This window comes from Pseudomonas sp. B21-041 (assembly GCF_024748675.1).
GTDB lineage: Bacteria > Pseudomonadota > Gammaproteobacteria > Pseudomonadales > Pseudomonadaceae > Aquipseudomonas > Aquipseudomonas neuropathica.
In genome coordinates this window covers 1513871-1533546 of record NZ_CP087175.1, presented here as the reverse complement: position 1 = coordinate 1533546, position 19676 = coordinate 1513871, and the positions used below count along the sequence as shown (strand labels likewise).

Sequence of the window (19676 nt, the reverse complement as noted above, 5' to 3'; positions counted from 1 at the left end):
TCTCTATTTGCGCGCATACCCGCTTGCTTGCCAGGAGTCTTATGACATGAGGCCAGAAATCGCTGTGCTGGATATACAGGGTCAGTATCGGGTTTACACGGAGTTCTATCGCGCAGACGCCGCAGAAAAGACCATCATCCTGGTCAACGGCTCGATGGCCACGACTGCGTCGTTTGCACAGACTGTGAAAAACCTGCACCCGCAATTCAACGTGGTCTGCTACGACCAGCCCTACGCGGGCCGGTCAAAAGCCCACAACCGCCACGAGAAACATCTGACCAAGGACGTCGAAGGGCAGATTCTGCTCGAGCTGATTGACCACTTCGCCGCCGAACACGTGCTGTCGTTCTCCTGGGGCGGCGCCGCGACCCTGGTCGCCCTCGCCCAGCAGCCACGGCGCATCGAACGGGCGGTGATCAGCTCGTTCTCGCCAGTGATCAACGCGCACATGCTCGATTACCTCGAACGCGGCGTCGACTACCTCGGCCAGCGCGACGGCGACCGCGTCGGCCATCTGGTCAACAACACCATCGGCAAACACCTGCCGTCGTTGTTCAAACGCTTCAACTATCGCCACGTCAGCAGCCTCGCCGAGCACGAATACGGGCAGATGCACTTCCACATCAGCGACGTGCTGCACAGCGATCGGCAGTGCTATCTGAACGCAGCGAAAAAGATCAACGTACCAGTGCTGTTTCTAAACGGCGAATGGGACGAATACACCGCTGCCGAAGACGCGCGCCTGTTTGGCAATCATGTGGCCCAGAGCACGTTCACCACGCTGCAAGCCACCGGGCACTTCCTCGACATGGAACACAAGGCCGCGTGCCGCGATAGCCAGAACGCCTTGCTCGGCTTTCTGAAACCGGCACAGCAGACCAACCGAACGCGTTACTCGTTTGTTCAGGATCAACATGCATTGGCTATTTGAAAGGGTGTCGTTGCGAGCGAGGCTGTGGGGCTGGGATTTTGCTTTACGCACCGCAGTGCTCGCCCGCGATTGACCGATTTCAGTGATTTAAAGCGTTCATGAGTAAAAGAAAAACTTCAAATCCGTGGCCGAGTCTGGTACAAAGTCAGCCGCTCTGAGCGGGTATAGTTTAATGGTAGAACAGTAGCTTCCCAAGCTTCCGACGAGGGTTCGATTCCCTCTACCCGCTCCACTCATTTTTTGTCTCACGTTGTGTGTTTTTGACGGGGGATGCAGGAACAGCAAAAACCGGCCTACAGGGCCGGTTTTTTTGTGTCTGAGATTTGAGGTTGGCCACTTGGGCAGCGCCGAACCATTCAGAAACACACTGCAGGTTGATGATGCACCCTCCACCTGTACGCTTTTGTTCTCTCTAACGACAACCCTTGAGAAGTATGCGAGGCACGAAATGATGCCCATGGCTGGGATCAATGGCGGAGCAATCCCATGACAATCGGATTCCAACAGGAGTACGCAAGCCCATTCGCAGACTTCATCCGTAATGCGAAATCGCACGAAAAAAAGCGCGTTTACTGTGAAGTGCTGACCGAATCTACCAAGAAGCAAAATGAGGTGATGCTGGCTGCATGTAACAAGCATTCGGTGGTTGGCGCAGTTTCAATGCGCAGGCTGAGCGCAGTGATGACTTCAGGGGATTTCTCCCGTTGTGATCAGATTCAAGAATTGCTCTGAGTTGATGATAAAAGCCCCAGCCTCAAGTGCCTTGGAAACTTTGGTTGGCCCCGCATTTTCGCCATAACAAAGAAACGTCAGCGTCTTGCCTGCCGTACTCATGACCTTCAACCCATATTCCACTGCTTTTTGCTCAAGCTCAGCCCGTTGTGCAGCTGCGAACCCAGTGAAAAGAATTTGATTGATCCTACCCGGTGACATTTTCGGATGAGGCATTTGCGAAGCGGCTTCTGAAGCAACGAGCGCCGGTGGCTTTCGATCGTGCTGAAGCCTCGGAGAAGGAGGAGCGGCCTCGTTTAAGAGCAGCTCAGCCCCAAGCAATACTTCGATGATGCGATCCTTGCGATAGGTTTTAGGAAAGGTATCGCTGGCCGATCGTCCTTGAATGTAAGCCGAATTTTCTGCCCATTGAATCAACTCTCTCTGACTTAAATCGCCCTTTGCATCTCTATAGCTGAATTTTAGAGTCGACATCCGTTTCACTCCCTTCTGACAATCACATGGCCAAATTTCATGCATTAGTACGCTGGCTTTATCGAGAGGTGATTTCCTTTCAACAGGATCGTTGAATGTCCATGACCTTCGCCCATTAGAGTCAACGTTAGCAGCCCGAGAGTGACGTCAGAAAAAGATGTGTTCCATGATTTTGCAGCGAAAGATCGCCACATGAACATGAGCAAAACCCGGTAACACACCCTACCTCACCATCGCGTCTGCCTTACCTAGACTGCGGTAAGCGACCCCGCCCGTCAGCGGAGGACGACCGACCGGTGGTTATAGTGTTGATCACTTTAACTCAATGGGTATAGTACCCACCAAGCACACCACAGGGAGGTGTTGTGAATAGCCGTTTTTTAATCGGCCAACTCGTCGCAGACGGTTGGTATCTGGTACGGATCAAAGGAAGTCACCACCACTTCAAGCATCCGACCAAACCAGGACTGGTCACCGTGCCACATCCGAAAAAGGATCTGCTGAAGAAAACGGCCATCAGTATTTTGCAGCAGGCGCTGCTTTGACTCTCTGAGTCAGTTGCGCCATGGAGGACAACAAATATGCTCTACCCGATTGCGATTTCAATTGGCGATGACCATCACGCCTGGGGTGTAGAAGTCCCGGACATTCCTGGATGCTTTTCCGCAGGAGAGGATCTGGACGATGCCGTCGCCATGGCTCGCGAAGCCATCGAAGGTCATTTCGAGATTCTCGCGGACGACGACGCCCCCATTCCAGCGGCCAGCAAATTGAGCCTGCACGTGGCCAACCCGAAATACGCCGGTTGTGCATGGGCCGTGGTGGATATCGATGTGCTCAAGTATTTGGGCAAAGCCCAGAAGCTCAACATCACCCTGCCGGGCCACCTGCTCAATCGCATTGATGAGTATGTGTTGCATCACCCGGAAGAGAAAAGCCGTTCCGGGTTTCTGGCTTCGGCAGCGTTGAAGGTGTTGCAGCAGGGTTAAATCCTGAACTTTGGAAACCGGCCTAACGGCCGGTTTTTTTATGTCTGTCAGATATCGACTCTACGCGGCAACTCAGCCGGCACAACCTTATCCAGGGCCTGATTCACCGCCAATTCGCCCAACATGACAACCTGCGCGATGCCGAGTGCAGTCTTGCGGTGCGAGGTGTCGAGCAGCGCGGCGAAGTTGTTGAGCATGGTGGTGGCCGAGCCGAGGGTTTCGCTGGCGTTGGCCAGCAGAGACTCGGTGTCGTAGGCAGGGTTGGCGAGGTACATCGGTTCGGGTTCGTGGGTGGAACCCATGATTCTGGCCGTGGGGCTGAGGTAGTGGTCGAGCGCGCGCTCGGCGGCTTCGTGGAATTTTTTGGAATTGGGTGATTCGTAGGGGGATGCCGGATCGGTTTCCGGCGGATTGGGCGTAACTTTGAACATTGGATTGAGACCTTTTAGTAAGGCCGCAACCGATCTCGCTACTAAACGGATGGGTGGCAGCTGTGCGCAAGTTAGTAGACCGGACCCCAATCCAAATCCGGCGCACCCGAGGGCGCCATGCGCACAGCCACCATCAGGTGCAAGCATTCGCCTGACTGAGTGGTACTCATGCAGCTATTTAGATTGAGGATGCCAGGCTACTAAACCCGATCACTGGAAATCAGTGACGCGAACCAAGTTACCGACTGCCCCAAAGGCGCACAAGCCGGCGGATTCTGGCGTAGCGGTAGGCAACGGCGCAAGGATTTGTAGGCTTCAGGACGTAACACTGCACGCCTTTAAACACTTCGCTCGGAAGACGTTTACGCAGCGATAAAATATAGCGATTTCCCCGACATTACAGATCCATAACACTCCACCGGTTTCCACCTCCCACCCGACCAACTAGCATTTCCTCATCACCCACCACCCTCCTCCTGCGCGGCCATCGACGAATACGCGCCATCACCTTCGAGGGATTCCAATCGCGGCCACTTTGCCGCTGACGACCGAACTCAAAAGAGCCTTCACCATGACGCAAAACATTTACGACGATCCCGAATTCTTTCAAGGCTACAGCCAGATGAACCGCTCCATCAGTGGCCTCGACGCGGCGCCGGAGTGGCCGGCGCTCAAGGCGCTGTTGCCTTCCATGCACGGCCTGAACGTGGCGGATCTGGGCTGCGGTTATGGCTGGTTCAGCCGTTGGGCCATTGAGAATGGCGCGGCCAGTGTCTTGGGGCTGGATGTCTCGGAGAAGATGCTGGAGCGGGCGCGGGAGACCACGACGGCGGCGAATATTCGTTATGAGCGCGCTGATCTGGAACAGCTCGATCTGTCAGCCTGTAGTTTTGATTTGGCCTACAGCTCACTGGCGCTGCACTACATCAAGGATCTGCCGGGGCTGTTTGCGCACCTGTACGCGGCACTGAAGCCGGGTTCGCATTTTGTGTTTTCCATTGAGCATCCAATCTTTATGGCGCCGCGTAATCCGGGTTGGCTGGTAGATAGCGAAGGCAACAAACGTTGGCCGCTGGACAGCTATCAGTTGGAGGGTGAGCGGGTGACCAATTGGTTGGCTGAGGGTGTGATCAAGCAGCATCGTACGGTGGGGACATTGCTCAATTCGTTGATCGACGCAGGGTTTTCGATTCGTCATGTCAATGAATGGGGGCCGAGCGAAGCTGAAGTGGCGGCGCAACCGGCGCTGGCGGAAGAGCGGGAGCGGCCGATGATGATGTTGGTGGCGGTGCAGCGTTGAGCGGGTTTGCAGCTTGATAAGCCCTCACCCTAACCCTCTCCCAGAGGGAGAGGGGACTGACCGAGTTGTTCTCTAGGGTTACGCCGACCTGAAATATCGAGCCGAACTCCGGTTTCGAATACAACACCGGTCGGCTCCCTCTCCCTCGGGAGAGGGCTGGGCGGGCGGCGTTCCGATGAGGGGGCCCGTCCGAAAACGCACCCGAAATCTCCAGCCGAACAACACGTCCGGCTCATTTCAGCGAGTCGCGACAATGAATAACCGTGGAAATGGCAACAACACCGAGCCATCCGCCAATGCCGGATAAGCCTTCTCAACCTCCGCCAGATACTGCTCCAGGTACTGCGCCTTTTCCGCCTCGGTCAGCGGATTCAAAAACGGAATCAACCCGCTCCCCTTGAACCACTCCACCACCCCCGCTGCCCCGCCAGACAGCTGATGGTGATAGGTGGTGCGCCACACATCGACCCGCGCACAGTGCGGCCGCAGCATCGAGAAATAATCGCTGGCACTCGCCATGTCGGTACGTTGCCCCGCTGCACCGCTGAGCTTGCTCGCCCACGGACCATCCGCGGCGACTTCACGCATCAAGCGGTGTGAGGGTTCATTAAGGTTGTCCGGCATCTGGATCGCCAGACTGCCACCGGCCGACAACTTGCTGGCCAACGCCGGCAACAACGTCGCGTGATCCGGCACCCACTGCAACACGGCGTTGGCGAAGATCACATCGAACGGGCCTGCATCGGCCCACTTATCAATCTCGGCCACCTCGAACTGCAACTCTGGCAAGCGCTTGCGTGCGGCATCGATCATGTCCGCCGAGCTGTCCAGCCCGCTGACTTTCGCCCCGGGATAACGCTGTACCAGCAGCTCCGTCGAGTTGCCGGGACCGCAACCGATATCGACCACTGTTCGCGCTTCAGCCGCGGGAATCGCCGCCAGCAGATCGCGGGCCGGGCGGGTGCGTTCATCTTCGAAAGCGACGTATTGTTTGGCGGACCAACTCATTGCGTTCTCCTGTCGGGGCATTTCAGCGGTTCGACACGATACCGCGATCCAGCGCGCCTGCCTCTCCTACCAACGTCCGGTGACGTGGGTGGATTTGTAATTAGAATTTTCCACCAGCCGCCAATGTCTGAATTTCAAGACTCTTCCCAATAAGGAACACGGCTATGAAATTCGCAAAAATCTCCCAGAAGCTCGCGATGGTGGCCGGTAGTCCCAAGACCTTCATGGGCGCATTGATCCTGATCGGGCTGTGGGGACTGAGCGGGCCGATCTTTGACTACAACGATACTTGGCAACTGATCATCAACACCTCAACCACCATCATCACCTTCCTGATGGTGTTCCTGATCCAGAACACGCAGAACCGCGATACCGACATTCTGCATTTGAAGATCGATGAGTTGTTGTTGGTGACCAAAGAGGCGCAGAACGCGATGCTTGGGTTGGAGGCGCTGGATCTGAAACAGTTGGAGGCGTTGCGCAGGCACTACCGCTCGTTGGGCGAGGGTGAGGTGTTTAACCTTGAGGGGCTGGGTGAGAAGAGTAAGTCGAAGCAGGATTTGAATGAGTGCTGAGGGTTTAAAATCAAAAGATCGCAGCCTTCGGCAGCTCCTACAGGGACCGTGTAGGAGCTGCCGAAGGCTGCGATCTTTTGTCGTTAGCGGCTGGCCTGTAACTGGCGGGCCATTTCCAGATGGCTTTGCAGTTTCGGCAATGTCTCGTCGGCGAAGGCTTTGATCTCCGGCACGTCGGTGGTCTGCGCTTCCTGCTGAATCTGCTCGATGGCCTCTTCAGTGGCTTTGACCTGACTGGCGGCGTAGGCCTGATCGAAGGAGGCGCCGTCGGTCACTGGCGGCATCAGTTCTTTAGCCTTGTCGGCCAGTTCTTCACGGGGCGCGACGGGCAGGTCGAGCTTCTTGGCGATCTTCGCCAGATGCTGGTTGGCCGTGGTGCGGTCGTTGATGACGACGATGGTGTAGTCCTTGACCTCTTTCGATTCGGCCTTGCTGTGGGCCAGACGACTGGCCTCGATGTCGGCCATGCCTTTGGCCGAGGCATCGTTGATGAAATCGGCGGGCGACTGGGCAAAGGCACTGCTGGCGCACAGACCCAACAGCGATGCAAAACTCACGGTGCGTATACGGGTGGCCATTCGGCTCATGGTCGCGCCCTCCTTACTTGCGAAATTCAAGCGGGAGCTTACGCCCCCGCCTCTCAATCAAAACTACCTTCACCGACTACTTCGATTTCTGAGCGGGCTTGCGGCCCATATCTGGTTTTGGCTCTTTGTCGACGGTCGTTGTGGTGGTTTTCCCACCTTTGCGACCTGCTTCAGAGGCCTTCGTTCGATCGTTGGCGAAGTTTCCCGAGTTCGAGTTTCTTGAATTAGGCATGATTCTCTACCTCTTGGTAATGATCGTGGCGAGCAGGTGCCCGCCTAGATTGAGAATTTCCCGGGCCGCAAAGGTTTAGAAAAGTTGCAGTCGCTGCGACGAACGGCGGCCCCGGATTAGCTATTGAGCGCGTGATGGTTCAAGCGTTTGGCGGCGTACATCGCCTGATCGGCATGGCGAAACAGTTGCTGTTCCTCACTGCCGTGCTCTGGATAGCGGGCCACGCCGATGCTTGGTTCGATGTGCAGGTTGTGGCCATCGAGACGCATCGGTTGCACCAGCACCTGTCGGATTTTTTCCGCCACGCCGTCAGCATCTTCCGAAACCTGAACGCTGTGCAGGAGCACGACAAATTCATCGCCGCCAATTCGGGCCACCGTGTCGGTTTCCCGCACGCAGCCCTTGAGGCGGTTGGCCACAGTTTGCAGGAGCATGTCGCCGACGGCGTGACCAAAGGTGTCGTTGACCTGTTTGAAGCGATCCAGGTCGACATACAACAAGGCCATGTGCCCTGATTGCGCGCGAGCGCCGGCCAACGCAGCCTTCAAGCGATCGCGCAGCAATTCACGATTGGGCAGCTGCGTGAGTTGATCGTACTGCGCCATGCGCCGCAGGCGGGCGTGCAATTGCTGACGCTCGATGGCCGTGGCGACCTGAGCGCAAACGTATTGCAGCAATTCCTTGTCTTGCTCGGTGTAGCGCTCGCCGCCGGGCAGGCTTTTGACGATCAAGGCGCCGATGGTGCCGTTTTTCGAATTCAACGGCACGCCGAGCCAGCACGGCGCGTTCTGCCCCGCCACCAACTCGGCGAAATCGGCTGGGGAATCCGGGCTGTCCGGCGTCAGAAGAATCGGCTGGCCGCTACGGATAACTTCCGTGCACAGCCGCCCGGTGACGGTGCCCGGTTGCTCGGGCTGCAATTCGTCATCGTCGACGTGATAGGGGAAATTCAGTTGTGCGCAGTGCTCGTCGTACAGCGCCACGGAAAAATTCATCGCCGGCAGCCATTCGCCGATGATCAGATGAATACGCTTGAACAGCGCCAGCAGATCCTCAGCCGCATGGGCCGCTTCGGATATCGCATAGAGCGCAGCCTGGCGCGACTCGGCCTGCTTGCGCTCGGTGATGTCGCGCGCCACGGCGATGCGCAACTGATCGACTTCCGACCAGCGCGCCGACCAGAGGATATGCACGACGCTGCCGTCCTTGCGCAGGTAACGGTTTTCAAAGTTGAGTTTGGGTTCGCCACCCATGATTTCGTTGGCGGCAGCCAGAGTGCGCTGACGATCCGCCGGGTGCACCAGCTCGATCATTTGCCGGCCGATCAACTCTTCAGGCGAATAACCGAAAACACGCTCACAAGCGGCACTGACAAAAACGAAGCGACCCTGCTTGTCGACCGCGCAAACGGCGTCCAGCAACAGATCAATAAAACTCGCCAACGGCGCGGAATTTCGGCTTTCCATGGTTCAGCGTGGGTGTCCGGACAATGCAGCACTGATCAACCATCCCTGACCTTTTTATTGCGCCTCCCTGCACACATTTTCAAGCCTTGTTCGGCATCAGCCCCGGCAGTGCATGCACCAGCGCGTTGATGGCAAAACCGATAAACATCACGCCGCACAAGCGGGTGATAAGCAACTCATGACGCTGATACAGCGTGCGTACCCGTTGCGCGCCGACCACGCCAATCAGAATAGCGTAGGCCAGCAAGCCACCGAGGAAACTCAGGGCAATCAACGCCGGCAGCATCGACCAGTTGAGCAGTTCGGCGCGGCTCGACAACAGCGCGGTGAAGGTCGCGACCGCCACCGGATAAGCCTTGGGATTGGTCAAGCCGAACAGAATGCCGTGCCAGAACGGATTGCGCGCCGCGCCCTGGGGCTCGTCACCGTTGCGACGCTGGGCGCGCACCGCGCGCCAGCCGAGCCAGAACAGGTACACACCGCTGAGCACACCGAGCACATCAAACGCGGTGCTGCCGATTTCCCGGGCGCCGACAATCGCGATCAGCGCGGTGCTGCACCAGACCACATCGCCGAGCAGATGCCCGCAAAGAAACCCCGCCCCGGCCCGCCGCCCGTGGGCTGCACCGATGCCGAACACCGCCAGCACACCCGGCCCGGGCGTAATGCCGTAAATGAAACCCGAGGCCAGCACGGCCATTAGCAACGATGGAGTCATGGAAAACCTGCAAGCGCCAGAACACGTGGCCGCCAGTCTATAACAGACAAATGAGTCTGATCATGACTCGTCGTAAAAACGCATGCCGGCGTACGGTTTTTGCCGACACGCCGACAGCCGTGAAGCGAGATCGCCGACATGCGCTTCGAGCTTGTGGCCATCGGGATCGAGAAAGTAGAACGACGCACCTTCGCTGCGGTTATCCCGCCACTCTTGCACGTTTGCCGCTTGTAGCTTATGCACAAACGTTGAGAAATCGGCTGCATCGAGGCTGAAAGCGTAATGGGTGTAATCGGCGCACGGTTGACTCGAACGCAGCGGATCAAGCGACAGGCACAACCACAGCCCCGGCAGCGACAGGTAGGCGCCGGCATCCCACGTGGCTTCGACGCGCAACTGCAGCAGATCACGGTAGAAGGCGAGGCTGCGATTCAAATCGCTGACCGCGAGGGTCAGGTGGTTGAGGCCGGTGAGCATCGGGTCAGTAACCTCTGAGGTCTTCGGGGACGATGTATTGTTGGCCGTCGTAGGTCAGGGTGACGCGAGTTTTCTTCATCTCGATCGTTTTCGAGATGCAGTCTTTGCCCGACAGGAAGGATTTGTAAACTGAACCACTTGAGCTGACGATCAGATCGGCGAAACCATGGTGGCTCGTCGGGCCGAGATCGATAGTTCTGCGGATTTGCGTGTCCTCGGTTCCACACTCATCCGTTCCTTCGCCGAACTCCTTGCGAATCACCAAGCCTTCCAGCACAGGGCGCAATTTGTTGCCTTCGCGCACATACAACGCCAAATCAGTTTTTGCGTAAGGATTGGCTCTGGAGCCGTGACTGGCGAATTTTGAACGCAAACCGAATGCACGGACATCAGCAGCCAATCGGTAACGGGCCGTATCGATTGTCAGATCGTCGAAACTAATGGCATCGGAATTGTAGGCACCCGGCTTTGCATAGGTAGCGAGGCTCTTGCCGCTTGTCGAACTGACGAGTGCCAGTTCCAGATCGAATACCCCCATCTCATCGTCGCCCGAATCCGAGAGAAATGAAGATTTCGCCGCAATCGATTGGTCATTGAAAGCAGGCCACGCTTTGCAGCGCGAAAGGGAATGGCCGTCGAACTTCTTCACTTCGCAGGCGGCCTGGGCTTGAGCGGCCATCGTCAAAAGGCCCATTGCGATGAAAGAGCCCAGCAATGTGGAACGCGAGATCATTGTTCTTCCTTGAGTAAAAGACATCGGTCTTAGAGGCCTTTGAAATCTTCAGGCATTACGTAGTTTTTGCCGTCATAGCGAAGTGTCGTCAAGACAGGTTTTTGCGTGACGGTATTGGATACACACGCCTCGCCCTCGCCCTCGCCAACGGTCGAGCTACGGATCGTTTTGATCATCAGATCGGCAAAGCCATGGCTGCTGGTCTTGGCCAGAGCCACGGTTCGCGTAGTCTCGTAGCGCTCTCCCGCACAATTGCCATCCCACTCTCCGCCATATTCATAAACCACCAGCCGATCCATGACAGGACGCAATGCGTTGCCGTCTTTCACATAGAGCGACAACCAGGTTTCATCCAAAGGATTCACACGGGAAGAGCCTTTGAATCGAACCCGAACGCCAAAGGCCTGCAATTGCGGCGTGAGCTTATAGCGGGCGGTATCGAATTTCAGTTCGTCCAGCGCGATGGCATCCACAGAGAATGCCGAGGGCTGATAAAAGCTCGCTAACGGCTTGGAGTCTGCACTCGCCATCAAGGCCAAACGCAGATCGTAAAGCCCTATAGTCTCTGACTCGCCATACACCGGATCGGGCGAGAAGTTGGCGGCGGCGGTGAGCGTCAGCCCTGGATACGCTGGCCAATCCTTACAGATGGAAAAATCCATCTCATGCGCCTTTGGCGCCGGCGTGCAATCGGCCAATGCCTGCCCCGCCAGCAACCACCCGCACAATGCCGCACATCCGATCCAGCCAGACTTCATTGTCACTTCACGCTCCTTGATTACTTTTTCAGCCGCGCACTATCCCTTGCTATATCGGCCCTTTCAACCGAATCATCAGTAGACCAAAGCGCATTTCCCGTTTGGTAGCGAGAAGCAGTTGACGGCGTCGCGGGTGGCGGGGCGATGTTGGTGATCGCGGGGGGGGGGTGTTGATTCGGATGCTTGAGAGGAGCGGACTGGCTGTTAGCTGATGTCATGAATCCATGATTTTTCTGCGTCTGGAAGTCAGTCTTCGCGAGCAAGCTCGCTCCCACAGGGGAATGCATTTCAACTGGGAAATGCGATCAACTGTGGGAGCGAGTTTGCTCGCGAAGAGGCCAGCCCCTTCAGCGAAGGCTTGTCAGCCCTCCCCGTCAGTCCGCTACCGTCAACAATCGCACCAGATGAGCGGCTTCATTTCTCTGCCCCAGTACCAACACTGACGACTCCTGCAGACAGGCATCCTGCGCAATCCACTCGATACCGGCGGCGCCTTCGACATCAAATGCAGGATCCACGGCGCCATCGACCAAAAAGCCTCCGGTGAGTAAGCGTCGTTCGCCGTCCGAGGTCTGTCCGACCGTGACGATTGGCGAGCCGGGGGAGTCATCCAGCGCGAATCCTGCGCTCCAGCTTTTAAGATCCAGTGGCCGCGTTGCGGCAGTAATGACTGGCGCACCGCCGTTGAATGCTGGATCAAACTCACCGTCGCGGGTGATCCCGCTGATGAAGCCATGCTGACGCTTTTCCCCGGCGGACGACTCGACGGCCGATCCGATCAACAACAGGCGCTGCGCCGATTGCCCAACGATGCGATTCACCGAGCTTTCGAGCGGTGCACCCGCATTTTGCAGTTCCAGCAGCAGCGTACCGTCCTTGCCGAACGACGTGGCAACCTGCCCGGAACGCTCGTAAGCCATGACTAAACCTTGGTTGGTCACTTCAGTCTTGCCATGGACCAGAATCTGCCCATCGTCCAACTGCGTAACCCCGTGCAACGTGATCGCCACACCGGAAAGCGTCAGGTGAATCCAGCCTTTGCCTGCAAACTCCGGGTCATCCTTGCCATCCAGAAAAAAACGCGTCAACAACCCGCTGCCCCCTTGAGAGGTGACGAAAAGCAATCTGTCCGGCAGCGCTTTCGCTGGAGTGGAGTGCGCCAGTATCAAGCGGCCGCCCGTGGCATTGTTCAGCACGGGAATACGCGTCGGCACGACTCGGTAGCCAGTCTGTCCATCACCAAATTCGGGATCGAGCGTACCGTCCGGTTTGAATCGAGCGATGATTTGCTCAAGCTTGCCTGCTGCATCTGCAAGCACTGCGCACAACCAGAATACGCCGCTCTCGACGACGGCCAGGTTCCCGCCTTGTGACAATCGCCCCCTGACAAACTGACCGTGAAGGTACCCGCCCTCGCCGAAGCTGGTATCGAGATGACCGTCCGCGAGCAGTCGCGTCAGGCCGTAATGCGAGGCTCCCGATGCATCGATGACGGTCGTACTGACCATGATGTGTCCCGAAGGCAGCACTGCGACACTTTTCCCGATGGTTTTGCGCGCGGCTGGAAACTGCAGTGTTTGCAGGCCCGAATGGGCAAAGGTCTGATCCAGCTCACCGGCTGATCGTGCTTTACGTGCATTGGCTTTCGGCATGTTCGTGTGCTCCTCAAGGCGATCGGAGTCGACCCCCGTTGTCAGAGCATTCGATCCGAAGCAGCCACAGCAGACAACTGACAGAAATGACAGTTTTTTAGAAGAAAACGAAATTACCGATCAAGTAAAAAAAGCTAAAAACTGGTAGTTCTTACAGGTTCTAAACGGGACACATCGTGCCAGTGTTTCGTTTCAAATTCAGCCTGAAACGAGAAGCACAATGAGCACTCCCGACAAACCCAATACGCAACCTGTCCCGCCCCCGACCATCACCTACCCCGAAGAGGACAAGAACACGGGGGTTGCAACACTGTTTCTCGGCAGCGGTATACCGGGGGCTCTGGTGCAGGTCTGGAACGTTGAAGAGACACATTCGCTGGGTGGAGGACAGGTCAGCGCAAAGGGACGATGGGCGTTTAGCTTCAGCGGTGCCCAGTTTCCGGGAGAGCATAGGATCAAGGCCCGCCAGGAGGTGGATGGCGTCATGTCAGGTTGGAGTGAAGTGCGCAAATACAAGGCGCTCTTGGTGCCCCCCGTCAACATTCCGATAGTGATGGGACCGGAGGAAGAAGCGGAGGTAGATGCCGTTCCGGTCTTTTATGGCAATGTCACCAAGCCCATTGGCATCGTTAGCATTATCGATTTGGACACCGACCTGGAGATTGCCAGAGCCAGCGTCGACAGCGAAATGCAATGGCATACTCAAGCTACACCCCCCCTAACGAAAGGCAGGTATCGAATATCCGCCATTCACAACATCAACGGAGAATTGTCAGACTGGGGCCGTGTTCGAACATTTACGGTGATCACTGAGGACAAAGACAAGGGCAAAACCTAGCAGTCAAGCCCGTTGCCCCCGTCATGACCGCTCAAAACGCGTTGCGAAAAATCTCCTCGATCTGGCGCTGATCCGCCGCCCGAGGATTGGTCAAACCGCAGGCGTCTTTCAGCGCATTGGTGGCGAGCAGCGGAATATCACTGAGCTTGGCGCCGAGTTCACGCAAGCCACCGGGAATTTCGACATCCCTGGCCAGGCAGCGGATCGCATTGATCGCCGCCTGCGCGCCCTCTTCCGCGCTGAAACCGCGAATATCTGCACCCATGGCGTGGGCAACATCGGTCAGCCGCTCGGCACACACCAGCGCGTTGAACGTCTGCACATGAGGCAGCAGCACGGCGTTACACACGCCATGAGGCAAGTCGTAGAAACCGCCCAACTGATGCGCCATCGCATGCACGTAACCGAGCGAGGCATTGTTGAAGGCCATGCCGGCGAGGAACTGCGCGTACGCCATGTTTTCCCGCGCGGCAAGGTCGCTGCCGTCACGCACAGCCAAGCGCAGATTGTTGCTGATCAGGGTCATGGCTTTCAGCGCACAGGCGTCGGTGATCGGATTCGCGGCAGTCGAAACATACGCCTCGATGGCGTGAGTCAGCGCATCCATGCCGGTGGCGGCGGTCAGGCTTTTCGGCATGGCGACCATCAGCGCCGGGTCGTTGACCGACAGCAGCGGCGTGACGTTGCGGTCGACGATGGCCATTTTCACGTGGCGCGATTCGTCGGTGATGATACAGAACCGGGTCATCTCACTGGCGGTGCCGGCGGTGGTGTTGATCGCGATCAGTGGCAGTTGCGGTTTGCTCGATTGATCGATGCCTTCGTAATCACGGATCTGTCCGCCATTGGTCGCGCACAGGGCAATGCCTTTGGCGCAGTCGTGCGGCGAACCGCCGCCCAGCGAGACGACGAAATCGCAGCGACTTTCCTTGAGCAGGCCCAGCCCCGACTCGACATTGGCAATGCTCGGGTTCGGTTTGGCGCCGTCGAAAATCACCGAATCGATGTCCTGCATCGCCAGTTTCTCGGCGACCATCGTGGCCACGCCAGCCTTGGCCAGCCCCACGTCAGTGACGATCAGCGCTTTGCGAAAACCGTAATTGCGAATGGCGACCATGGCTTCGTCGAGGCAGCCGTTGCCCATGATGTTTACCGCCGGAATGAAAAAGGTGCTGGTCATGCGCGCATCTCCTGACTGAGGCCGAATCGACTGCGCCGATCCGGCGGATGCACACAGGATCGACCGATCGGTCACGACCGATGTTGATCTGGCTCAATGCCCGCTCGTGATAAAGTCGCCGCCCATCAGCCCCTTTGTTTTGAGACCGCCTACGCAATGACCGATTTTCTCGATGTCGACGCCAGCCTCGAAGACTGGAACACCGTGCGCGCCGCGACCGATTTCAGCGGTTTGCTGGTGGGCAATGGCGCCAGCCGTGCGGTGTGGGACGACTTCGGCTACGACTCGCTGTTCGAAAACGCCCGCACCGTCGAAGAAAAACCGCTGAGCCCATCGGAACTGGCAGTGTTCGACGCGCTGCAAACACGCAGCTTCGAGCAGGTGCTCGGTGCGCTGAAAACCACCAGCCGGGTCAACAAGGCCCTGGCCGTCAGTTCGGCGGCGCCGCGCAACCGCTACTACGCGATCAAGGAAGCGCTGATCAACACAGTGCACGCGGTGCACATTCCGTGGCGACTGGTGAAGCCTTCGACGCTGGCGACGGTGAACGAAGAACTGGCGCGCTATCGCACCGTGTTCACCACCAATTACGACCTGCTCAACTACTGGGCGCTGCAACACAACAGCGCGGCCATTGACGATCTGTTCAACGGCGCCAGCGCGAGTTTTGATCTGAGCGAAACTGCCACCGACAAACCGCGCTTGTTGTACCTGCACGGCGGTCTGCATCTGGTGCGCAATCAGGACGGCACGGCGCGCAAGCTGACTTCAACCGAAGGCACGTTGCTTGGTAGTTTTGCGATCAACAACACGCTCAAGACGCTGGATGACGTGCCGCTGTTCGTCACCGAAGGGCCGAGCGCGGACAAGCTCAAGACCATTCGCAGTTCGGATTACCTGTCGTTCTGTTATGAGCAGTTGCTCGGGCATGGCGGCAGTTTGTGCATCTTTGGTCATGCCTTGGGTGAGCAGGATGCGCATATCGTTCGGGCGCTGCGGTTGGCGAAACCGAAGACTGTGGCGATCTCGATTTATCCGCGCAGTGCGGCGTTTGTGCAGCATCAGAAGCGGCATTACGCGCAGGTGTTTGAGGGGACCGGGGTTGAGTTGCGGTTTTTTGATGCCAAGAGCCATGCGCTCGGCAATCCGAAGTTGTCGGTGCCCGTCGAGGTTTGATGCAGGCCTGACTGACGCCTTCGCGAGCAGGCTCGCTCCCACATTTGGATCGCATTCCCCTGTGGGAGAGAGCCTGCTCGCGAAGCTTTTGGGGGCGCCTCAATCTTCGGCGCTGTGCACCACCACCAGCAACTGCGCCTGCACCTCCCCCACCGAGCGGATCCGGTGCGGCTTCTGCGCATTGAAGTGCAACGCATCGCCACGTTCCAGCAGCACCTTCTCGTTCATGAAATCCACTTCGACCTGCCCTTCGTGGACGAACAGAAACTCTTCGCCCAAATGCTCCTTGAAGGTTTTGTCAGTGAACTCGCTGGGCGGGTAGATGATGAACGGCAGCAGGTTGCGCTCGCTGACCTGATGCGCGAGCACGGCATATCCCGGACTCTGGTCATTCGCTGCCAGTGACTGGCGCTCGTGGCTGCGCACCAGGCTGTAGCTGTCGAGGCTGACGTTGTCTTCGGAGAACAATTCCTCGACTTTCACATTCAGCGCTTTCGCCAGTTTCAACGCAGCAGCAATCGACGGCGTGTTCAGCCCGCGCTCGACTTTGGACAGATAACTCTTGGTCATGCCGGATTTTTCGGCCAATGCCTCAAGGGTTACGCCAAGTTTTTTTCTCAATAATTTCAAACGGATAGACATGCGCAGCAGTTATTCCATGGAGGAAGCGACGATTTGTGCTTGCTAATGACACTTTGTGTCACATAGCCTCTTTCGTGTCATTTGCTCTCACCCAAAGGACACAGACATGGCCAAGACATTAGCACTACCCAAAGACCAACTGGTCAAGCAAGCGCTGACCCAGATGCAAAAAAGCCTGGCGGATAATACGTGGACGGACCGGCAAAAGCTGGCCCTGACCTGCCGGATTTTGTTCGAGAACGGTCACGACTCCGGTCTGGCCGGACAAATCACCGCCCGTGGGCCGCAACCCGGCACCTATTACACGCAGCAACTGGGGCTGGGTTTCGACGAAATCACCGCGAGCAATCTGCTGCTGGTCAACGAGGATCTGGAAGTCCTCGAAGGTCACGGCATGGCCAACCCGGCCAATCGTTTCCACAGCTGGGTGTACCGCGCCCGGCCGGATGTGAACTGCATCATCCACACCCACCCGACCCACGTCGCGGCGCTGTCGATGCTGGAGGTGCCGCTGCAGATTTCCCACATGGACCTGTGCCCACTGTACGACGACTGCGCGTTTCTCGAAGGCTGGCCGGGTGTGCCGGTGGGCAATGAAGAAGGTGAGCTGATTGCCGGCGCGCTGGGCGACAAACGCGCGATTGTGCTTTCGCACCACGGTCAACTGTCGACCGGTACGACGATTGAAGAAGCCTGTGTCATCGCCCAACTGATCGAGCGCGCGGCCAAGCTGCAACTGCTGGCGATGGCGGCCGGTACGATCAAGCCGATCATTCCCGAACTGGGTCGCGAAGCCCATGACTGGATCGCCAAGCGGAAACGCCACGCCGCTGCCTTCAACTATTACGCCCGGCAGAACCTGCGCCAACACGCCGATTGCCTGAACTGAAACCTGTTACGGAGAGATTCCTATGTCCACTATTCACGGCATCATCGGCTACACCATCACCCCGTTCGGCGCCAACGGCGAAGGGCTGGACCTGCCAGCGCTCGGGCAATCGATCGATCGCCTGATCGACAGCGGCGTCCACGCCATCGCGCCGTTGGGCAGCACTGGCGAAGGCGCTTACCTGAGCGATGCGGAGTGGGATCAGGTTGCCGAGTTCAGCATCAAGCACGTCGCCAAACGGGTGCCAACCATCGTCAGCGTCTCTGACCTGACCACCGTCAAAGTCGTGCGCCGCGCACGTTTCGCCGAAGCCCACGGTGCCGATGTGGTGATGGTGCTGCCGGCTTCGTACTGGAAGCTCACCGAGGCGGAAATCTTCGCTCACTACCGCGCTATTGGCGAGCGCATCGGCGTGCCGATCATGCTCTACAACAACCCGGCCACCAGCGGCACTGACATGTCGGTGGAGCTGATTTTGCGCATCGTCAAAGGCGTGGAAAACGTGACCATGGTCAAGGAGAGCACCGGCGATATTCAGCGCATGCACAAGCTGCAATTGCTCGGCGAAGGTCAGGTGCCGTTCTACAACGGCTGCAATCCGCTGGCACTGGAAGCGTTTGCGGCCGGGGCGAAAGGCTGGTGCACAGCGGCGCCGAACCTGATCCCGCAGTTGAATCTGGACTTGTACGAGGCCGCCATGGCCGGTGATCTGGATCGCGCGCGGGATTTGTTTTACCGCCAGTTGCCGCTGCTGGATTTCATCTTGAAGGGTGGCTTGCCGGCGACGATCAAGGCAGGGTTGCGGCAGACCGGGCTTGAAGTGGGCGATCCGCGCTTGCCGGTCTTCCCGCTGAGTGAAGCGGGCCAGACGCAGCTGCAAGCAATCCTGAAAACCCTGCGCTGATCCACTGACAACGCAAAAACCTGTGGGAGCTGGCTTGCCAGCGATGGCGGTGAATCATTCAACATCAATGCTGAATGAAATGGCCTCATCGCTGGCAAGCCAGCTCCCACAGGAATGGTGTTGGATTTGAAAGCGGGTTTAGAGAACCGGCAAAGTCTTGTCCTTGATCACTTTGCTCGGCCCGTTCGTTTTAACGCTGGCAATGCCTTTATCGCACGCAGCATCCGATGAATACGCCTCGCTGTTACCGATGATCTGGTGATTGGCCGCTTTCAGATTGAAGTACGGATGGCCGTCCTTCGTTGACTTCTTCTCGTAGCGTTCATCCAGCGGGCTGTTGGTTTGCACCGCCGCGATGCCGCCGTCGGCCGCAGCGCGAGTGGTGTACAGCTCGCTGGTCAGAATCGTTTCGGCATTCGCCGCTTTCAACACGAACCTGAACTGGCCGTTGCTGCTTTTACTGATTTCGTACCATCCGGACATGCTCGTTTCTCCTTGGCGATTGAGAGATTTCGCGCTTCAGAGTAAAGACCAGTCCTGATTATCTGTCGCCTGTACCGGCCCTATCGCTGGCAAGCCAGCACCCACAGAGGTCTGTTGTGTGCCCTATAACTGTGCCGCATCACAATACCTGTGGGAGCTGGCTTGCCAGCGATGGGGTCAACCCGGTCTGGCCTATTTCACCACCGCCCGCACCACCGACAACTCCGGCGCACCCACCCGCCGCTGACTCAGATAGCGCGTACAACTCACCCGCAGGAACGAGGCAAAATTCACCACTTCCCCGCGATAATCCATCACCTCTTCATACAGCTTGGTGATCAGCTGGTTGGTGGTCATGCCGTCGACCTCGGCGATTTCACTGAGGATGTCCCAGAACTGATTCTCCAGGCGCAACGTCGTCACCACGCCGCAGATGCGCAACGAGCGCGAGCGTGATTCGTAGAGAATAGGGTCAGCCTTGACGTAGAGCTCGCACATCGG

At 57.5% G+C, this 19676-nt stretch carries 24 protein-coding genes and 1 tRNA gene; 10 read left to right on the top strand and 15 right to left on the bottom strand.

All coding sequences use genetic code 11. The annotated features are described in order from the left end of the window. The first annotated feature begins 46 nt into the window (after window positions 1-46). Together LOY43_RS06825 and LOY43_RS06820 are read left to right on the top strand one after the other, a co-directional pair. Window positions 47-931, top strand: coding sequence for an alpha/beta fold hydrolase (locus LOY43_RS06825; protein WP_095125591.1), 885 nt, complete (start codon window positions 47-49; stop codon window positions 929-931). Between the two features lie 158 nt (window positions 932-1089). Further along, window positions 1090-1163 (top strand) — tRNA-Gly (locus LOY43_RS06820). 455 nt (window positions 1164-1618) lie between these two features. Here the strand turns inward: LOY43_RS06820 and LOY43_RS06815 are convergent. Next, window positions 1619-2137 carry a BRCT domain-containing protein gene (locus tag LOY43_RS06815; RefSeq protein ID WP_099758239.1) on the bottom strand — a complete coding sequence of 173 codons (519 nt, stop codon included), beginning with the start codon at window positions 2135-2137 and terminating at the stop codon, window positions 1619-1621. 365 nt (window positions 2138-2502) lie between these two features. On the opposite strand from LOY43_RS06815, the gene LOY43_RS06810 reads away from it, so the two are divergent. Beyond that, the gene (locus LOY43_RS06810; protein ID WP_095049193.1) at window positions 2503-2682 is read left to right on the top strand and encodes a type II toxin-antitoxin system HicA family toxin; all 180 of its coding nucleotides are present in this window, start codon (window positions 2503-2505) and stop codon (window positions 2680-2682) included. A gap of 36 nt (window positions 2683-2718) precedes the next feature. After that, complete coding sequence (locus tag LOY43_RS06805; RefSeq protein WP_007911473.1) at window positions 2719-3126, top strand: type II toxin-antitoxin system HicB family antitoxin; 408 nt, start codon at window positions 2719-2721, stop codon at window positions 3124-3126. A 47-nt stretch (window positions 3127-3173) separates the two neighbouring features. Here LOY43_RS06805 and LOY43_RS06800 read toward each other — a convergent pair whose 3' ends face one another. Further along, entirely contained in the window at window positions 3174-3557 is a 384-nt protein-coding gene (locus tag LOY43_RS06800) for a DUF6124 family protein (RefSeq protein ID WP_258709383.1), read from the bottom strand. A 571-nt stretch (window positions 3558-4128) separates the two neighbouring features. On the opposite strand from LOY43_RS06800, the gene LOY43_RS06795 reads away from it, so the two are divergent. After that, window positions 4129-4857 (top strand): bifunctional 2-polyprenyl-6-hydroxyphenol methylase/3-demethylubiquinol 3-O-methyltransferase UbiG, encoded by a 729-nt coding sequence (locus tag LOY43_RS06795; RefSeq protein WP_258709382.1) that lies wholly within the window; start codon window positions 4129-4131, stop codon window positions 4855-4857. Between the two features lie 237 nt (window positions 4858-5094). On the opposite strand, the gene tam is transcribed toward LOY43_RS06795, so the two are convergent. Then, window positions 5095-5865 carry a trans-aconitate 2-methyltransferase gene (gene tam / locus LOY43_RS06790; RefSeq protein ID WP_258709381.1) on the bottom strand — a complete coding sequence of 257 codons (771 nt, stop codon included), beginning with the start codon at window positions 5863-5865 and terminating at the stop codon, window positions 5095-5097. Window positions 5866-6029: 164 nt separating this feature from the next. Here tam and LOY43_RS06785 point away from each other — a divergent pair, with 164 nt between their 5' ends. After that, complete coding sequence (locus tag LOY43_RS06785; protein ID WP_007911483.1) at window positions 6030-6440, top strand: low affinity iron permease family protein; 411 nt, start codon at window positions 6030-6032, stop codon at window positions 6438-6440. An 83-nt stretch (window positions 6441-6523) separates the two neighbouring features. Here the strand turns inward: LOY43_RS06785 and LOY43_RS06780 are convergent, their stop codons facing one another. The 8 genes from LOY43_RS06780 to LOY43_RS06745 form a co-directional block, all read right to left on the bottom strand. Continuing rightward, window positions 6524-7027: a DUF4142 domain-containing protein gene (locus tag LOY43_RS06780; RefSeq protein ID WP_258709380.1), complete on the bottom strand. Its 504-nt coding sequence runs from the start codon at window positions 7025-7027 to the stop codon at window positions 6524-6526. A 76-nt stretch (window positions 7028-7103) separates the two neighbouring features. Then, complete coding sequence (locus LOY43_RS06775; protein WP_007911485.1) at window positions 7104-7259, bottom strand: KGG domain-containing protein; 156 nt, start codon at window positions 7257-7259, stop codon at window positions 7104-7106. Window positions 7260-7375: 116 nt separating this feature from the next. Beyond that, on the bottom strand, window positions 7376-8725 hold the full coding sequence (locus LOY43_RS06770; RefSeq protein ID WP_258709379.1) for a bifunctional diguanylate cyclase/phosphodiesterase: 1350 nt from the start codon (window positions 8723-8725) through the stop codon (window positions 7376-7378). Between the two features lie 79 nt (window positions 8726-8804). Next, a complete protein-coding gene (locus LOY43_RS06765; RefSeq protein ID WP_095049187.1) occupies window positions 8805-9443 on the bottom strand; it encodes a LysE family translocator in 639 nt (212 codons plus the stop codon). A gap of 60 nt (window positions 9444-9503) precedes the next feature. After that, window positions 9504-9920 (bottom strand): fosfomycin resistance glutathione transferase, encoded by a 417-nt coding sequence (gene fos / locus LOY43_RS06760; protein ID WP_095049186.1) that lies wholly within the window; start codon window positions 9918-9920, stop codon window positions 9504-9506. Window positions 9921-9924: 4 nt separating this feature from the next. Continuing rightward, window positions 9925-10653 (bottom strand): hypothetical protein, encoded by a 729-nt coding sequence (locus LOY43_RS06755; protein ID WP_095125602.1) that lies wholly within the window; start codon window positions 10651-10653, stop codon window positions 9925-9927. A 29-nt stretch (window positions 10654-10682) separates the two neighbouring features. Beyond that, window positions 10683-11417, bottom strand: a complete 735-nt coding sequence (locus LOY43_RS06750) for a hypothetical protein (protein WP_408980829.1) — start codon at window positions 11415-11417, stop codon at window positions 10683-10685. Between the two features lie 368 nt (window positions 11418-11785). Further along, complete coding sequence (locus LOY43_RS06745) at window positions 11786-13063, bottom strand: hypothetical protein (protein ID WP_220558255.1); 1278 nt, start codon at window positions 13061-13063, stop codon at window positions 11786-11788. A gap of 220 nt (window positions 13064-13283) precedes the next feature. Here LOY43_RS06745 and LOY43_RS06740 point away from each other — a divergent pair, with 220 nt between their 5' ends. Next, on the top strand, window positions 13284-13901 hold the full coding sequence (locus LOY43_RS06740; RefSeq protein WP_095125604.1) for a hypothetical protein: 618 nt from the start codon (window positions 13284-13286) through the stop codon (window positions 13899-13901). A 31-nt stretch (window positions 13902-13932) separates the two neighbouring features. On the opposite strand, the gene yiaY is transcribed toward LOY43_RS06740, so the two are convergent. Further along, a complete protein-coding gene (yiaY, locus tag LOY43_RS06735) occupies window positions 13933-15081 on the bottom strand; it encodes an L-threonine dehydrogenase (protein ID WP_095049182.1) in 1149 nt (382 codons plus the stop codon). A gap of 156 nt (window positions 15082-15237) precedes the next feature. Between yiaY and LOY43_RS06730 the strand changes: the two genes are divergently transcribed. Continuing rightward, complete coding sequence (locus LOY43_RS06730; protein WP_095049181.1) at window positions 15238-16257, top strand: DUF4917 family protein; 1020 nt, start codon at window positions 15238-15240, stop codon at window positions 16255-16257. 99 nt (window positions 16258-16356) lie between these two features. Here the strand turns inward: LOY43_RS06730 and LOY43_RS06725 are convergent, their stop codons facing one another. Next, window positions 16357-16899, bottom strand: coding sequence for a helix-turn-helix domain-containing protein (locus tag LOY43_RS06725; RefSeq protein WP_034153101.1), 543 nt, complete (start codon window positions 16897-16899; stop codon window positions 16357-16359). A gap of 106 nt (window positions 16900-17005) precedes the next feature. On the opposite strand from LOY43_RS06725, the gene LOY43_RS06720 reads away from it, so the two are divergent. Continuing rightward, a complete protein-coding gene (locus tag LOY43_RS06720) occupies window positions 17006-17788 on the top strand; it encodes an aldolase (protein WP_258709378.1) in 783 nt (260 codons plus the stop codon). Window positions 17789-17810: 22 nt separating this feature from the next. Beyond that, entirely contained in the window at window positions 17811-18692 is an 882-nt protein-coding gene (locus LOY43_RS06715; RefSeq protein ID WP_258709377.1) for a dihydrodipicolinate synthase family protein, read from the top strand. Window positions 18693-18830: 138 nt separating this feature from the next. Here LOY43_RS06715 and LOY43_RS06710 read toward each other — a convergent pair whose 3' ends face one another. Together LOY43_RS06710 and LOY43_RS06705 are read right to left on the bottom strand one after the other, a co-directional pair. Continuing rightward, window positions 18831-19175 (bottom strand): YegP family protein, encoded by a 345-nt coding sequence (locus LOY43_RS06710; RefSeq protein WP_095049178.1) that lies wholly within the window; start codon window positions 19173-19175, stop codon window positions 18831-18833. A gap of 192 nt (window positions 19176-19367) precedes the next feature. Then, window positions 19368-19673, bottom strand: a complete 306-nt coding sequence (locus tag LOY43_RS06705) for a ribbon-helix-helix domain-containing protein (RefSeq protein ID WP_095049177.1) — start codon at window positions 19671-19673, stop codon at window positions 19368-19370. Window positions 19674-19676: the final 3 nt, after the last annotated feature.

Bases quoted from the DNA above. Each gene is read 5' to 3' on its own strand.
- LOY43_RS06825 (WP_095125591.1), top strand. From the start codon at position 47: ATGAGGCCAGAAATCGCTGTGCTGGATATACAGGGTCAGTATCGGGTT.
- LOY43_RS06815 (WP_099758239.1), bottom strand. From the start codon at position 2,137: ATGTCGACTCTAAAATTCAGCTATAGAGATGCAAAGGGCGATTTAAGT.
- LOY43_RS06805 (WP_007911473.1), top strand. From the start codon at position 2,719: ATGCTCTACCCGATTGCGATTTCAATTGGCGATGACCATCACGCCTGG.
- LOY43_RS06800 (WP_258709383.1), bottom strand. From the start codon at position 3,557: ATGTTCAAAGTTACGCCCAATCCGCCGGAAACCGATCCGGCATCCCCC.
- LOY43_RS06795 (WP_258709382.1), top strand. From the start codon at position 4,129: ATGACGCAAAACATTTACGACGATCCCGAATTCTTTCAAGGCTACAGC.
- tam (WP_258709381.1), bottom strand. From the start codon at position 5,865: ATGAGTTGGTCCGCCAAACAATACGTCGCTTTCGAAGATGAACGCACC.
- LOY43_RS06785 (WP_007911483.1), top strand. From the start codon at position 6,030: ATGAAATTCGCAAAAATCTCCCAGAAGCTCGCGATGGTGGCCGGTAGT.
- LOY43_RS06780 (WP_258709380.1), bottom strand. From the start codon at position 7,027: ATGAGCCGAATGGCCACCCGTATACGCACCGTGAGTTTTGCATCGCTG.
- LOY43_RS06775 (WP_007911485.1), bottom strand. From the start codon at position 7,259: ATGCCTAATTCAAGAAACTCGAACTCGGGAAACTTCGCCAACGATCGA.
- LOY43_RS06770 (WP_258709379.1), bottom strand. From the start codon at position 8,725: ATGGAAAGCCGAAATTCCGCGCCGTTGGCGAGTTTTATTGATCTGTTG.
- LOY43_RS06765 (WP_095049187.1), bottom strand. From the start codon at position 9,443: ATGACTCCATCGTTGCTAATGGCCGTGCTGGCCTCGGGTTTCATTTAC.
- fos (WP_095049186.1), bottom strand. From the start codon at position 9,920: ATGCTCACCGGCCTCAACCACCTGACCCTCGCGGTCAGCGATTTGAAT.
- LOY43_RS06755 (WP_095125602.1), bottom strand. From the start codon at position 10,653: ATGATCTCGCGTTCCACATTGCTGGGCTCTTTCATCGCAATGGGCCTT.
- LOY43_RS06745 (WP_220558255.1), bottom strand. From the start codon at position 13,063: ATGCCGAAAGCCAATGCACGTAAAGCACGATCAGCCGGTGAGCTGGAT.
- LOY43_RS06740 (WP_095125604.1), top strand. From the start codon at position 13,284: ATGAGCACTCCCGACAAACCCAATACGCAACCTGTCCCGCCCCCGACC.
- yiaY (WP_095049182.1), bottom strand. From the start codon at position 15,081: ATGACCAGCACCTTTTTCATTCCGGCGGTAAACATCATGGGCAACGGC.
- LOY43_RS06730 (WP_095049181.1), top strand. From the start codon at position 15,238: ATGACCGATTTTCTCGATGTCGACGCCAGCCTCGAAGACTGGAACACC.
- LOY43_RS06725 (WP_034153101.1), bottom strand. From the start codon at position 16,899: ATGTCTATCCGTTTGAAATTATTGAGAAAAAAACTTGGCGTAACCCTT.
- LOY43_RS06720 (WP_258709378.1), top strand. From the start codon at position 17,006: ATGGCCAAGACATTAGCACTACCCAAAGACCAACTGGTCAAGCAAGCG.
- LOY43_RS06715 (WP_258709377.1), top strand. From the start codon at position 17,811: ATGTCCACTATTCACGGCATCATCGGCTACACCATCACCCCGTTCGGC.
- LOY43_RS06710 (WP_095049178.1), bottom strand. From the start codon at position 19,175: ATGTCCGGATGGTACGAAATCAGTAAAAGCAGCAACGGCCAGTTCAGG.
- LOY43_RS06705 (WP_095049177.1), bottom strand. From the start codon at position 19,673: ATGTGCGAGCTCTACGTCAAGGCTGACCCTATTCTCTACGAATCACGC.